The organism is Streptomyces sp. NPDC004561, from assembly GCF_053602155.1.
Genome location: NZ_JBSGDB010000251.1, coordinates 1 through 12,617, shown reverse-complemented (window position 1 = coordinate 12,617; position 12,617 = coordinate 1). Strand labels below are relative to the sequence as shown.

12 protein-coding genes and 4 pseudogenes are annotated in these 12,617 nt (G+C 66.9%); 11 read left to right on the top strand and 5 right to left on the bottom strand.

Annotated features, from left to right (window positions below):
* Positions 1-196: pseudogene (locus ACWEN3_RS28010) on the top strand (hypothetical protein); the annotation flags it as partial.
* Between the two features lie 227 nt (positions 197-423).
* Positions 424-1,317 carry a DUF1963 domain-containing protein gene (locus tag ACWEN3_RS28005; protein ID WP_452976264.1) on the top strand — a complete coding sequence of 298 codons (894 nt, stop codon included), beginning with the start codon at positions 424-426 and terminating at the stop codon, positions 1,315-1,317.
* A gap of 16 nt (positions 1,318-1,333) precedes the next feature.
* On the opposite strand, the pseudogene ACWEN3_RS28000 reads toward ACWEN3_RS28005, so the two are convergent.
* The 3 genes and pseudogenes from ACWEN3_RS28000 to ACWEN3_RS27990 all read right to left on the bottom strand — a co-directional run bounded on the left by ACWEN3_RS28000 (position 1,334) and on the right by ACWEN3_RS27990 (position 3,163).
* A pseudogene (locus ACWEN3_RS28000) lies at positions 1,334-2,390 on the bottom strand (IS630 family transposase).
* Between the two features lie 80 nt (positions 2,391-2,470).
* Positions 2,471-2,695, bottom strand: a pseudogene (locus ACWEN3_RS27995) (transposase); the annotation flags it as partial.
* A gap of 87 nt (positions 2,696-2,782) precedes the next feature.
* Positions 2,783-3,163, bottom strand: a complete 381-nt coding sequence (locus tag ACWEN3_RS27990; RefSeq protein ID WP_452976262.1) for an antibiotic biosynthesis monooxygenase family protein — start codon at positions 3,161-3,163, stop codon at positions 2,783-2,785.
* 356 nt (positions 3,164-3,519) lie between these two features.
* Between ACWEN3_RS27990 and ACWEN3_RS27985 the strand changes: the two genes are divergently transcribed.
* A complete protein-coding gene (locus tag ACWEN3_RS27985; RefSeq protein WP_452976260.1) occupies positions 3,520-3,888 on the top strand; it encodes a VOC family protein in 369 nt (122 codons plus the stop codon).
* Between the two features lie 281 nt (positions 3,889-4,169).
* Here ACWEN3_RS27985 and ACWEN3_RS27980 read toward each other — a convergent pair whose 3' ends face one another.
* Positions 4,170-4,694, bottom strand: a complete 525-nt coding sequence (locus tag ACWEN3_RS27980; protein ID WP_452976258.1) for a MarR family winged helix-turn-helix transcriptional regulator — start codon at positions 4,692-4,694, stop codon at positions 4,170-4,172.
* A gap of 52 nt (positions 4,695-4,746) precedes the next feature.
* Between ACWEN3_RS27980 and ACWEN3_RS27975 the strand changes: the two genes are divergently transcribed.
* The 5 genes and pseudogenes from ACWEN3_RS27975 (at position 4,747) to ACWEN3_RS27955 (ending at position 8,910) form a co-directional block, all read left to right on the top strand.
* Complete coding sequence (locus tag ACWEN3_RS27975; protein ID WP_452976255.1) at positions 4,747-5,721, top strand: EamA family transporter; 975 nt, start codon at positions 4,747-4,749, stop codon at positions 5,719-5,721.
* A gap of 1,027 nt (positions 5,722-6,748) precedes the next feature.
* Positions 6,749-7,279, top strand: a complete 531-nt coding sequence (locus ACWEN3_RS27970; protein ID WP_452976268.1) for a DoxX family protein — start codon at positions 6,749-6,751, stop codon at positions 7,277-7,279.
* 177 nt (positions 7,280-7,456) lie between these two features.
* A complete protein-coding gene (locus ACWEN3_RS27965; RefSeq protein WP_452976253.1) occupies positions 7,457-8,317 on the top strand; it encodes a Rieske 2Fe-2S domain-containing protein in 861 nt (286 codons plus the stop codon).
* Between the two features lie 57 nt (positions 8,318-8,374).
* Positions 8,375-8,501: pseudogene (locus tag ACWEN3_RS27960) on the top strand (DUF2945 domain-containing protein); the annotation flags it as partial.
* 133 nt (positions 8,502-8,634) lie between these two features.
* Positions 8,635-8,910, top strand: coding sequence for an MGMT family protein (locus ACWEN3_RS27955; RefSeq protein WP_452976251.1), 276 nt, complete (start codon positions 8,635-8,637; stop codon positions 8,908-8,910).
* A gap of 45 nt (positions 8,911-8,955) precedes the next feature.
* Here the strand turns inward: ACWEN3_RS27955 and ACWEN3_RS27950 are convergent, their stop codons facing one another.
* A complete protein-coding gene (locus ACWEN3_RS27950; protein ID WP_452976249.1) occupies positions 8,956-9,330 on the bottom strand; it encodes a DUF488 domain-containing protein in 375 nt (124 codons plus the stop codon).
* Here ACWEN3_RS27950 and ACWEN3_RS27945 point away from each other — a divergent pair.
* The 3 genes from ACWEN3_RS27945 (at position 9,329) to ACWEN3_RS27935 (ending at position 12,436) form a co-directional block, all read left to right on the top strand.
* Positions 9,329-10,315 carry a uracil-DNA glycosylase family protein gene (locus ACWEN3_RS27945; protein ID WP_452976247.1) on the top strand — a complete coding sequence of 329 codons (987 nt, stop codon included), beginning with the start codon at positions 9,329-9,331 and terminating at the stop codon, positions 10,313-10,315. The genes ACWEN3_RS27950 and ACWEN3_RS27945 overlap by 2 nt on opposite strands.
* Positions 10,316-10,632: 317 nt before the next feature.
* Positions 10,633-11,616: a Dyp-type peroxidase gene (locus ACWEN3_RS27940; protein ID WP_452976245.1), complete on the top strand. Its 984-nt coding sequence runs from the start codon at positions 10,633-10,635 to the stop codon at positions 11,614-11,616.
* 22 nt (positions 11,617-11,638) lie between these two features.
* On the top strand, positions 11,639-12,436 hold the full coding sequence (locus ACWEN3_RS27935; protein WP_452976266.1) for a family 1 encapsulin nanocompartment shell protein: 798 nt from the start codon (positions 11,639-11,641) through the stop codon (positions 12,434-12,436).
* Positions 12,437-12,617 lie beyond the last annotated feature (181 nt).

Sequence of the window (12,617 nt, the reverse complement as noted above, 5' to 3'; positions counted from 1 at the left end):
GGAGTACGCGGAGTTCGTCCACCGATATGGCTTCGACCTGATGAACTGGCCCGGCTACGAAACCCTCGGGGACCTCCGCGAACTGATGATCGTCCTCAAGGCTTACTTGCCTCACCCCGGGATATGCTGCCTGACCTGCGTGAAGTGCCCACTGACCCTAGATAATGATCGTTTCGGCCGATTCGCTCCCGTCTGACCCCAAGGCGCCCCCGCTTGACCCCGTTTGAGCCCTGGAAGGGGGCCGCTCCTGACGCTACTGAACTTGGACTCGTGATGTCGGGTGTTGGCAAGGCTGACCGCGAAGTGCCCCGTGGCCGAGAACGGGGCCTGCTGGTGGATCCGACAGACCGTGCGGCTACTCTCAGCCCACCGCGGCCTCGGTCGTGGCCAAGCCAACGCTTTGGTCTATGAGGAGCACGTCCGATGGCTCGCACCACCCCGCCACGTCCGCTCGATGTCGAGAGGCTGTTCCCGGAGGTGGCCAACTATCGGAAGACGGCCGTTCGCCTGCATCCGCGCCTCGGAGATCCGAGCGCGCGGGAAAGCTCGCTCGGCGGACCCTTGCTCTGGCCGCTGTCGGAGCCCTGGCCCCACTGCGAGGACGACCACCCGCGCACGGCGTTCTCCCCTCCCGCCCAGGGACCGATCCCGCTCGTCCCGGTCCTCCAGCTATTCGCAACCGACGTGCCTGACCTGGCCTTCCCCAGCCCCGCCGATCTACTGCAGGTGCTCTGGTGCCCCTTCGACCACGAGGACGGCTACGTTCCCCGCCCCGAGATGTATTGGCGGGACAGCTCCCTGAGCGACCTACGGCCGGCCAATCCACCCTGCCCGACCGGCCCTGACAACGACTACCTTCCGGACCCGTGCGTCCTGCACCCTGAGAGCGTCACCGACTACCCGAACTGGGACCTCCCGGACGAGGTCGCCGACGCGCTCGAAGTCAGGTTCGAACAGCTGGAGGAGGAAACCGGCTGGTCTTACTGGTCCCACCTCTCTGTGTCGGACGGCGTCAAGGTCGGCGGGTACCCGACGTGGACGCAAGAGCCTAACTGGCCGACGTGCCCTACCTGCAGTGTGCGCATGGAGCATCTCCTGACGATCAACAGCTCCGAGTTCGACGGCGAGAGCTGGCGCACGTGGCTGCCCATCGAGGACATCCCGGCCACGGGAACCATCTGGGACCTTCCTTACGAACAACGCACCGAGATCCAATGCCCCCCTGGGCTCACGCTCGGCGACATGGGCGGCATCTACCTGTTCGAATGCACCAGCTGCCCCGACAGGCCCTTCGCCTATCGCTCAGACTGTTCTTGACCGCGCGCGGCTTCAATCAAAGGGCCATACCGGTGCCGGCGAGGCAGCCGTCGATCACTTCGGGGCGGTACTGCAGCATCCTGAGCTTGCGTTTCACGGCTCGGGTGACCTGGCCGAGGTCGGCGGCGGCGAGGTTGCCGATGTCGCGCTTGACCAGTGACCAGATGCCCTCCTGAGGGTTGAGGTCTGGGGCGTAGGTGGGTAACTGGAACACGGTGAGCCAGTCGGCGTTCGCGGCGATGAAGTCCTTCATGCCAGTGTCAGGTGGAGGCGGACGTTGTCCCAGACCAGGACGATCGGGCCGCCGAGCTGAATGCGGGCGCGGACGATCAGGTCGCGGAAGTCGTGCCAGCCGAAGCCCTTCGGTGTGTCCTTGCGGCCGCGGTACTCGCGGATCGCGTAAATCAGCCGGGATCGCTCGCCCGGCATGTAGCAGGCCATGCCCGCCATCGACACCCGCCCAGAGCCACGGCCCCTCACCCTCACGACCGGGGTCTGGCCGATCCGGCCCCAGGTTCTGGCGCGCGGCGGAGTCATCGACTGCCCGGCCTCGTCCTCGAAAACGATCCAGGCGCCGCGCTCCGCCGCGGTGCTCTTACCCGCGGCCAGGTTTCCTTCTTCCACACCTCGACCGCGTCGTCATCGCGCTCGATCGCCCGCCGAGTGGGCTGCTGCCAGCTCCAGCCGTGTCGCTTCAGTAGCCGCCAGGTGCCTTCGACTGTGTATGGGACATGGAACAGCCGGCCGATCAGCGTCTTGATGCGTGCCAGCGTCCACCGCTGGTCGGCCCAGCCGTGGGCCAGCGGACCCCGCTTCAACTCACGCTCCAGCCTGGCGATCTGGGTTTCATCGAGCCGAGGTCTTCCCGGGGATCCCTTCGACAAGACTCCTGCCTCGCCAAGCTCGCGCCAGCTCCGGCGCCACCGCTCGACCGACCGCACGCTGACCCGCAGGGCAGCGGCAATTTCCGCGTTCTTCTGCCCGCCCTCGAAACGCTCCACGGCCTGGAGCCGTAACCGCTCCCGTGTAGCTCTCTTAGCATCGGTCAGCCCGCCGCCCTGCGCGTACCTCACACCGCAGGGCTACCGCTGCCGACGTCCAGCTGTCAGGCGAACGGCACCGACATCACTCGATCAAGTTCAGTAGCGCCGCATCAGGCAACGTTCGCCCTGTCAACTACCTCGCGGAGGCGTTCGTTGGCGGCGTGTGTGTTCCGCCAGATGATGTAGCGGCGGATCATGCTGCCCTGCTCCTTGTGGCTGGCACGGTCAGTGCCGTCCAGTGCGAAGTAGCCCAGGGCGGTGAACTGGGCCTCGATGCGGTTCAGCCAGGAGCTGTTGGTCGATGTGTAGGCGAACTCGATGTTGTTGGCCGCGGCCTTCGATCTCGCGGACGCGTACTCGTTCTGCCACCCGGACAGGCTGGCGGGACAGCGCTTGCCGGACCAGGAGGTGACTTCGGTTGGTCAGCCTGCTGCGGGGCCCTGCGGGACCTGCGCTCGCGTGAACCCGTGGCTCCGCTCCACTTTCGCCACGTGCAGCGTGTAGCTCTGGTACCACTCGGCTTGCCCACGCTTTTGCGCCGCGCGGTGCTCGGCGTTGCTCCGCCACTCCGCGAGGGCGTCGGCGTCGCGGAAGTACCCGACAGTGATGCCCAGCCCGCCAGGAGTCTGCGCGTGGTCCATCCCCAGGAACCCAGGGATGTCCTTGACCAGCTCCTCCATGCGTGCGTTGGTCTCGGCGTAGCCGCTCTGGTCCTGGGTTCGCACCGTGGTGAAGACAGCCACGTAGTAGGGGGGTTCATAGGCCTCGACGGGCGCGACAGGCGCTTCCGGGTGATCGCTCATGGCGCCACCGTAAGGCGGGATGCACCCAACGATCCAGCGTCTTTCCTGGACGGGATACATGCGGGATCGGACTGTTGACCGAAGCCGTCTGAACTCTCCGCCAAGCAGCAGGTCGAGACGTGCCGTGCCGGTTCCAGCCAGAGTGAGGAATCGGCACGGTAGCTTCCGTCATCAGCGAAGCTCCGCCATCTTGAAGTGGGCGGTCAGCTGGGTGGCGTGACCTCGTTTCGGGGTGCTCTTGCTGGTCGTGGGCGGCAGTCTGTGTCGTGGATCGTCCGGCGGGGTGGTTTTTGCCGATGAGTTCACCGCCCTCGAACGGTCTACCCAGCGACACGACCGTTCTCCACAGGAGTGCCATGTCCACCATCCAGCCAGTGATCGTGACTGCCGACCAGGACGTTCTGCTCGGCTTCTATACGAAATTGTTCGGCGCCGAGGAGATCTTCCGGGTACCGGCGGAAGGCCCGGCCTTCTACCTCGGCTTGCGCATCGGCGACACCGACCTCGGGCTGGTGGCCAAGGAGAACCCGGGGACCGGGGCGGCGCCGCGGATCCTGCTCAGCATCGGTGTCGACGACGTCGACGAGACGCTCGGCCGGGTGGCGGCGCTGGGCGGCTCGGTCCGCAGCGGCCCCAACGACATGCCGTGGGGTCAGCGCGTCGCCCACATCCAGGACCCCGACGGCAACCCGGTGAACCTCACTCAGCCGATCCCGGCCCCGTGACGCTGACCCAGGGGCATGTGCTGATCGTGGGCTGCCTGCGGTGGAGCTCAATTGTCGCTAGTGGCCTCAATGTCCGTCAGGACGAGCAGCGCGCGAAACAGGCGGGTGGCGCGGGCGGGGTCAGACCGGAATTTGGTGAAGATCAACGGCTCGTCGTGGGCGGCCACTACCGTGGCCAAGGTCCGCGCCAGCCAGAGCCCCGCAGGGAGGTTCGGGTGCCCTCACACCGGCTGGAGGCGCGACGGCACCCGTAACCGCTCGGCCTCCCGGCGCCGGTCGGGTCACTTGCTGTCGGACGGACGCGGATTTTCCACGTGTGAGATCCAGGTGGTGAGCAGCCCTTCGAGTGCCTTGGTCTCGGCGGGCGTCAGCAGGCTCAGGAGGCGGCGTTCGTTGCGCATGTGGTCGGTGAATGCCTGGTCGATCAGTTCGCGACCGGGCTGGGTCAGGGCCACGATCCGGCCGCGCTGGTCGTCGTCGGCACGGCGGCGGGTGACGAGTCCGGCCCGCTCCAGGCGGTCGATTCGCTTCGTCATCGCGCCGGTGGTGACCATGGTGTGCGCGGCGAGTTCGCCGGGCGCGCGCTCGTAGGGCTCACCGGCGCGGCGCAGTGCGCACAGGACGTCGAACTCTCCCTCGCTGAGTCCGTAGCGCCCGTAGACGAGGCAGAGTTCCTCGGTGAGATGGTCGGCCAGGCGGTGCAGTCGGCCGATCACGCCCTGCGGGGAGATGTCGAGGTCGGGCCGCTCGCGGCGCCAGTCGGCTTGGATGCGGGCCACTCGGTCCAGCGGTTGCGAGTCGTCCATGCACACCATGATAGCTTCCTGGGAAGCTATATTGCCTTCCATGGAAGCTAATATGCGGTGGGTGGCACTGGCTGCTGTCGCACCGGTGACCTGGGGCGCCAACTATTACGTCACCCATGAATTCCTGCCGCCCGACCGCCCCCTCTACGGGGCGGCTCTGCGAGCGCTGCCCGCCGGTCTCGTCCTGCTGGGACTGTGCAGGCAGCGACCGCGCGGTGCGTGGTGGTGGCGGTCCGCGGTGCTCGGGTTGCTCAACGTGAGCGTGTTCTTCGTGCTCGTCTACGCCGCCTCCCAGCTACTGCCGACGAGCGTCGCCTCGACCGTCATGGCGGTGTCCCCGTTGGCGATGATGCTCATCGCCTGGGCCCTCGTCTCCGAGCGGCCCGGCATCGCACACCTGGCCGGCGCCGCGATCGGGCTCGGCGGGGTCTGTCTCATGCTGCTCACGGGAGCAGGAGGAGTGAGCGGGCCGGGAGTCCTCGCCTCGGCCGCGGCCATGCTCGTGTCGGCCTTCGGCCACATCCTGACCAAGCGGTGGAACACCAGTACCGACGTGCTCGCCTCGACCGCCTGGCAGCTCACCGCCGGAGGGCTGTTCCTGCTGCCGGTCGCCGCAGCCGTGGAGGGCCCTCCGCCCGCACTCTCCACACCGGCGCTCCTCGCGTTCGGCTACGTCACCCTCGTCGCCACCGCGCTGGCCTTCGCCGCCTGGTTCACCGGGCTACGGCACCTGCCGGCGGGGACCGTGGGCCTGGTCGGACTGCTCAACCCCGTCACAGGCGTACTGCTCGGCACGGCAGTGGCCGGAGAGGTGCTGACAGTCCAGCAGTTGTGCGGGCTGGCACTCGTCCTGGTCGGAGTCGTCCTGGGACGGCCGACACGCGCAGGACGACGCGGTGGCAGTCGGACTCCTCTCCAGCCTGCACCCGGCAGCGCCCTGCCCGCGAGTCCTCCACCTGCACTCCCCTATGGGGATCAGCGGACGCGGGAGCCGGGAACTGCGCCGATAGCTCGCCGGGATGAGTGAGCAGATGGGGAGGGGTGCCGCCGTCAGAGATCGGTCTGCCCTCCATCGCGGGATGCCCGGCCAACGAGCCCGTCGGCCAGCGGTGTCGGGTTCACCGTCAGCTGTCGCCGGGGGCGAGGACGGATCGCGGCCGGCCCACCAAGCCGCCCTCCGAATTCGAACGGGGGTGTCCACTCGTTCACTCATCGCAACGTCTCCGATCCGTGACGGAACCCAGCCCCCGCGTTCCGGCCTCATCGCGGCCGTACGCATGTCCCCCGCCGCCGTCCGATCCTCTCCGGGGTGATGGTGGCGGGCAGGTCGTCCGCCTCCGAGAAGCCCATTCCACTTGCGGGACCGTCCGCATCGCGCTTCGGTAGAAGGGACCCGTCGCTGGCCTCTGGAGCTGCTGCCATGTCGGTGTCGTCTTTCGGTTTCGGCTCGTCCGACCCCTTCAGTGAAATATTGAACCGGTACTTCGGCGTGTCGCCCGCGTCGTCGCCTGCGGCGGTTCAGCGCGTGCCGATCGGACGGCGGTTGACGGAGTCCTCGCAGGAACTCCTCAACCTGGCCGCGCAACGGACACTGGAAGACGGGACCTCCGATCTCGACACACAGCACCTGTTGTGGGCAGCTACGAAAGTCGATCTCGCACATAGGGCCCGAGCACCTAGAGAAGGCGGCCGGCATGGCACACCACCACAAGCCCAACCAAGCGGTCGAGGGCGACGCGGAGTCCGGTCACGGCCGGGGAATGCCCCGGCGGCCGGACCAGGAAGCCTTGCAGCGCCGAACTATGCACGATCGGGAGGAAATGGGACTGCCCGCCGGAGGGCCCGAGGACTCAGCGGCCGTGTACCGGGCCGTGCATGAGGAGGTTGATCTGCAAGCAAGGTCAGGCTCTCGCTCCCCACGGACGCCCCCCAGGGGGAATCAAGACTTCCCACCGACGAAGTACTGAACGGGGCCCGGGCGGGCAACGCGGCCCTTCTGTCCGATGGTGGGCACGGGTGTGAGTGATCCGCTGGCGCGCTGGAGGTGTACCGCCGTGACATGTGTTGAGCGTCGGGACGTCGGTCTGCTACTTCTTCGTCTCGGAGTGGGCGCGCCGCTGTTCGCCCATGGCACGCAGAAGCTTTTCGGCTGGTTCGGAGGATCCGGCGTCAAGGGCTCGGCGAAGTTCATGGAGGAACACGGGTACAAGCCCGGCAAGCTGAGTGCTGTTGCCGCCGGGCTCGCGGAATCAGGCGGCGGCACTCTGCTCGGCCTTGGACTCGCCACGCCCGCAGGTGGCGCGGCAGTTGCGGCCGGCATGGCGGGCGCCACCGCAGTGCACTCGCCCCACGGCTTCTTCGGTTACGCCGGCGGCTACGAACTGAACATGATCTATGGCGTGGCAGCCGCCAGTATCGCCCTGACGGGTCCGGGGCGTCTCTCCCTGGACAACGTGAGCGGGTACCGCTTGGACCGCCCGTGGATGGCCCCCGCAGCATTCGCTGCCGCCGCCGCCCTTGCGGCAGCAGCGATCGGCACCCGGCAGGCGCGGCTGCCCGACTCTCGGGAAACAACCGAGGAGTAACACCCCATCTCGCGCGCGCTGCTGAAGGCCATGAAGGCAGTCTGAAGCGCACGGCCGACCAGCAACGTCGTCTTCCGGTGGCGAAATCTTGGGTGCCGTGATGGAGCCCACTGTCACGCACTGGCAGTTGCGCCCAGGAGTCACTCTCATGTTCGCCTGCTACGAGGAGCCGTCGACATGCCAAAGCTGATGGACAACATCATCGAGAACGTCGGGGGCCTCAAGGCACTCGATGGCGTCTGTCGCACGAGTGGCGGCTGGGTGGCGCGTGCGACGCAGCGCGCCGGGGTGAAGAACACGCTGTCGGGAACCTGGCTGGGCCACCCGTTGCACCCCGTGCTGACGGATTTGCCCATCGGCGCCTGGGCGATGGCCTCTGTCCTGGACCTGACCATGGGCAACTCCGGTGCGAGATCGGCGCGTCGTCTTGTGGGCGTGGGGCTGGTCGCGGCACTGCCGACCGCGGCGGCAGGTGCGTCCGACTGGTCCGACACCTACGGCCGGACGCGGCGGGTCGGCTTGGTGCACGCCCTGGGGAATGTGACGGCGACCGCGCTACAGGCCGCATCCTGGGCGGCTCGACGACGAGGACAGCACCGTGCCGGGATGGCGCTGAGCGGCGTGGGCCTCGGCATCACCACGTGCTCCGCATACCTGGGCGGGTACCTGTCGTTCGTCCGGGGCGTCGGCGTCAACCGCACCGCGTTCCAAGAGACCGTCACCGACTGGACCGAGGTCGCAGCGCTGTCCGCTCTGAGCGGCGGTAAACCCCTGCGGGTCACGCTCGGCGGTGTGCCGGTGGTGCTGGTCCGGTACCAGGGGACGCTGTACGCGCTGTCAGCCACCTGTACCCATGCTGGAGGTCCGCTCGCCGAGGGGAAAGTCATTGACGATGGCTGCATCCGCTGCCCCTGGCACGGCAGTGTCTTCCGACTCGCCGACGGTGAAGTGGTACGTGGACCAGCGACGGTCGACGAGCCACGCTGGGAGGTGAAAGTCGCCGGTGATCGCGTCTACCTGCGCACCGCGACTCCATGACCAAGCACACGCCTCCGGGAGAGTCAGCCCCGGCATTCAGTAAGGCGGAAGAGCACGGCGCAGCACTTCACAGTCGGCGATCATGTCCGATGGAACTCCGAAGCCACAATATGGGATCAAAAGCGACAAAACTGATCACATTTCCATGTACAAAGGTGGCGCCCTGACGAAAATAAGGGATTGAACCCGGATACCGGAGGCCCAGTGGTGCATTCGCGCACACACTCTCGACGTCGCTCGGCAACCTAATCGAGGCGGCAGAATGGCAAACCGAATCTGCACGGTGGGGCATCTGCCCCCCAAGCACCCGATGCGACATGAACCTCATCGAAGCGGTACGTGCGGAAGTGGCCGCCATCCCGGCTGGCCGCGTCGCCTCGTACGGTGACATCGGCAAGCGGATCGGAGCCGGTCCACGGCAGGTCGGGCGGGCAATGAGTCTAATCGACGACAGCGTGCCGTGGTGGCGTGTCGTCTACGCGGACGGAACACCCCCCTCATGTCACGGCGGAGGAGCACGGGAGCTGCTCAGCCATGAGGGAACGCCGATGCTCGGTACGCGGGTCGACATGAAGCGTGCACGCTATCGATAGTGCCGTGACGACCTCCAGGTAAGGCACGGCACCGGCCAACGGGGGTCACGTGTCTTGTGGCCCGGTGTGGCTCAGCCATTGAGCGAGCACAGCGGCCTCGCTGTGCTCCGCGTTCTTGGTGGCGGTCAACAGTGTGACCGTGCCGCGGGCCGCCAGGTCGCGCAACTGCTGGACGGCCTGCTCATGCTCGGGGCCCTCCAGCTCGGCGACGTATCGGCGGCGGAACTCGGCGAAGCGTTCGGGATCATGGTGATACCAGTGGCGCAGGTCGGTCGATGGCGCGACATCCTTCAGCCACTCGTCAAGGTGTGCGTCCTCCTTCCTCACACCGCGCGGCCACAGGCGGTCCACCAGCACCCGCTTGCCGTCCTGCGGTGACGGCTCCTCGTACACTCTGCGATAAGTGATCTTCCCGGCCATGACGGCATCCTCCAGCTCTGACCGGCCGCCAGCGGTAACCGACGGCGTCATCACCCGAGGACGGGTACCACCGGGCCTCCCATTTCTATCCGTCGATGTTCCGAGTGACCCGACGGTCGGGGATCGCGACCGTCCTCGTCGCGGCCGTCGGGGCAGAGGAGAAGTTGATGCACGGCAACGCGCACCTCGCCCCGGAAGACGCCGGCTGTCCCTCCACGACTGCGCCGACAACGCGTTTCCCGGCTTCGGCCCCTCGGACGCCTCGCCGGCGCTCGTGGGTCTGACTCCGGCCGCGCACGGCGGCAATCTCACCGGGAGGATGTTCACCGGTGACCCGTCCGACGATGCCCTGTCTGCCGCGCCGGACGACCTCTGGCTGGCCTCCCGGCCGACCGCCCGGCACCGCGATGACGGCCTGATGCTCCACGGAGTCCGGATCACCGTGCCGGTGGACTGCATACCGCCGAACAACCGGCCCACGACCACCAAGCGGAACACCTGCCGTCCGTGGCTCGCCCGGGAACTGGAACTCCTGCCGCCGACCATGCGGGCCATCGTGGTGCTCGGCGGGTTCGCGTGGCAGGCGCTGCCGGTTGGCAACTACCACGGCCCCTCGCCCCGCGGACGGTGCAGGCCCCAGCCAATCGACTGGTACCGGATGCGGGGCCAAGGGGCACCGGACGACGCACCTCGGCCCACGCCCGGCTCCAAGCCGCTTTCGCTGCAGTCATATGGGGCTCCCCCGTGCCCAGGCAAGGCACGACTGCGTCGCTTCCGCTATGACGCGTTGGTTCGTGTCGGTAGCCAGATGGTGCACTTTCTCGTTGGCCCCTACATGAGCGCGACGAAAGACGAGGGGATGGGAGCGGTCCTTGCTCGATTGACCGGTGCCAGATGGTGGGACGACAAAGGCAAGGATTGCCGCCGGTGCGGTGATTGCCTGACCAGGGCCCCGGCTTACGGCTCGGCGATGACGTCTTCGTAGGGATCGCTCGACTGGGTCCGTTAGGAAATCGCCGGGCGTACCGCGTCGCGCGCGCCCTGGAAGCGAATGCCATACCCTGCGGATCGCACTGGATACCTGATGCCGGGCCCAAGGACGAGGTCATCATCGGCGCCGCCTCACGGATGAAGGAGTAGGCAGCCAGGGAAAGAAAGATGCGGCCATTGAGCTTGCGTCACCCATTGCCCAGACGGCTTCAGCAAGTAACATCGCAGCGCGAGCGGATCGACCGCCAAGCTCAATGGTTTGGGTATCCTGCGGGGCATAGTGCCCTCGCGATATAGGTAGGAGGCGGACTCTTGGTCGAGTCGCAGCCCGTGATCGCCCCGCCCGCCAAGTCCGCGTTGTTTCTCGTCTGCACCATCGCGCCCGGCGGCGAGCCGGAGGTCCGCGACTTCCTCCCGGATGTGGCCGGGTTGAAACGCTCGGTGGGTTTCCGCGTTCCGGACGCTGAACTGACCTGCGTCGTGGGCATTGGCTCGGCCGCATGGGACCGGCTCTTCAGCGGTCCGCGGCCACGCGATCTGCACCCATTCGTACCCTTGGCGGGAACACGCCACTGTGCGCCGTCCACTCCCGGTGATCTCATCTTCCACCTGCGGTCCCGCCGCATGGACCTCTGCTTCGAGCTGGCGCAGTTGATCGGTGAGCGGCTCCATGGAGCGGTCACTGTGGTGGACGAGGTTCATGGCTTCAAGTCCTTCGACGAGCGGGATCTTCTCGGGTTCGTCGACGGGACCGAGAACCCGGAGGGGAGCCTGGCCAGGGACGCGGTGTTCGTCGGCGACGAAGATGGCGATTTCGCCGGGGGCAGCTATGTCATCGTGCAGAAGTACTTGCATGATCTCGCGTCGTGGAATGCGTTGTCCGTGCGTGAGCAGGAATTGGTGATTGGTCGGTCCAAGCTGAACAACGTCGAGCTGCCCGATGAAGTCAAGCCCGCGGACTCCCATGTCACCCTCAACACGGTCACGGACGAGGACGGAAACGAACGGAAGATCGTACGGGACAACATGCCGTTCGGCCGCATCGGACAAAGGGAGTTCGGTACCTATTTCATCGGCTACGCGCGCACTCCCGACGTGATCGAACACATGCTTCGGAACATGTTTCTGGGAGACCGACCGAACGTTCATGACCGGATCCTCGACTTCTCCACCGCGACCACCGGCTGCCTCTTCTACGTGCCGAGCGCCGACTTCCTCGACAATCCGCCCGACCCGCCCGCGGCCGCCACGGTGACCGAAGGTTCTCTGGGTATCGGCAGTCTCAAAGGAGTCTGATCCCATGTCCATGCCCGCCGGGATGAACAACCTCCACCGCGAACTCGCCCCGATCACTCCCCAGGCGTGGGCGCAGATCGAGGACGAAGCCCGCCGTACATTTCAACGCAATGTCGGAGGCCGACGCGTCGTGGACGTGACGGGCCCGGACGGTCCCGCGCTCGCGGCCGTCGGTACCGGCCATCTCACCACCATCGACAGCCCGGGAGCCGGCGTTCACGCGCGACTGCGCGAGGCGCAGTCCCTGGTCGAACTCCGCGTTCCATTCACGGTCACGCGCGACGCTGTCGACGATGTCGAGCGGGGCGCGCAGGACTCCGACTGGCAGCCCGTCAAGGACGCAGCGCGCGCCATGGCGTTCGCCGAGGACGAGTCCGTCTTCGAGGGGTACCCGGCGGCGCGCATCGATGGGCTGCGCAAGCGCACCTCCCATCCGGTGCTCCGTCTGCCGGCAGAGGTGCGTGAGTATCCGGACGCTGTCAGCCGAGCATTGACGACACTTCGTCTCGCCGGAGTCGCCGGCCCGTACTCTCTACTGCTGGGCGCCGACGCGTATACGGCAGTGAGTGAGACGTCCGACCACGGGTATCCCGTTGCCGCACATATCGGACGGCTCCTGGAAACGCCGCCCATCTGGGCGCCGGCGCTCAACGGCGCCTTCCTTGTCTCCACCCGAGGCGGTGACTTCGAGCTACGTCTCGGCGAGGACCTCGCGATCGGCTACACGGCGCACGACACGAACGAGATCCAGTTGTACTTGCGCCAGACCCTGACCTTCCTGGTCTACACGGACGAGGCCGTGGTGGCACTCACCTCCTGATGCGACCGCAGCGGACGTCTACAACCATCCTTGCCTCGCCGGGCTGTGCACATGCCGCCTCGTCCAGCCAGTCCTGCTGCCGCACCCGCACCTCCAGCGACCTGTGTTCCTTGCCGGGAAGAACAGCGCAACAGTGCCTCTGGTTCCCGGATTCCGCCCACGGCCGTTGACCTCCGCCTTC

What these genes read in the sequence shown, in the direction of transcription:
- ACWEN3_RS28005 (WP_452976264.1), top strand. Translation starts at nt 424, where the DNA reads ATGGCTCGCACCACCCCGCCACGTCCGCTCGATGTCGAGAGGCTGTTC.
- ACWEN3_RS27990 (WP_452976262.1), bottom strand. Translation starts at nt 3,163, where the DNA reads ATGAGCGATCACCCGGAAGCGCCTGTCGCGCCCGTCGAGGCCTATGAA.
- ACWEN3_RS27985 (WP_452976260.1), top strand. Translation starts at nt 3,520, where the DNA reads ATGTCCACCATCCAGCCAGTGATCGTGACTGCCGACCAGGACGTTCTG.
- ACWEN3_RS27980 (WP_452976258.1), bottom strand. Translation starts at nt 4,694, where the DNA reads ATGGACGACTCGCAACCGCTGGACCGAGTGGCCCGCATCCAAGCCGAC.
- ACWEN3_RS27975 (WP_452976255.1), top strand. Translation starts at nt 4,747, where the DNA reads ATGCGGTGGGTGGCACTGGCTGCTGTCGCACCGGTGACCTGGGGCGCC.
- ACWEN3_RS27965 (WP_452976253.1), top strand. Translation starts at nt 7,457, where the DNA reads ATGCCAAAGCTGATGGACAACATCATCGAGAACGTCGGGGGCCTCAAG.
- ACWEN3_RS27955 (WP_452976251.1), top strand. Translation starts at nt 8,635, where the DNA reads ATGAACCTCATCGAAGCGGTACGTGCGGAAGTGGCCGCCATCCCGGCT.
- ACWEN3_RS27945 (WP_452976247.1), top strand. Translation starts at nt 9,329, where the DNA reads ATGACGGCATCCTCCAGCTCTGACCGGCCGCCAGCGGTAACCGACGGC.
- ACWEN3_RS27950 (WP_452976249.1), bottom strand. Translation starts at nt 9,330, where the DNA reads ATGGCCGGGAAGATCACTTATCGCAGAGTGTACGAGGAGCCGTCACCG.
- ACWEN3_RS27935 (WP_452976266.1), top strand. Translation starts at nt 11,639, where the DNA reads ATGAACAACCTCCACCGCGAACTCGCCCCGATCACTCCCCAGGCGTGG.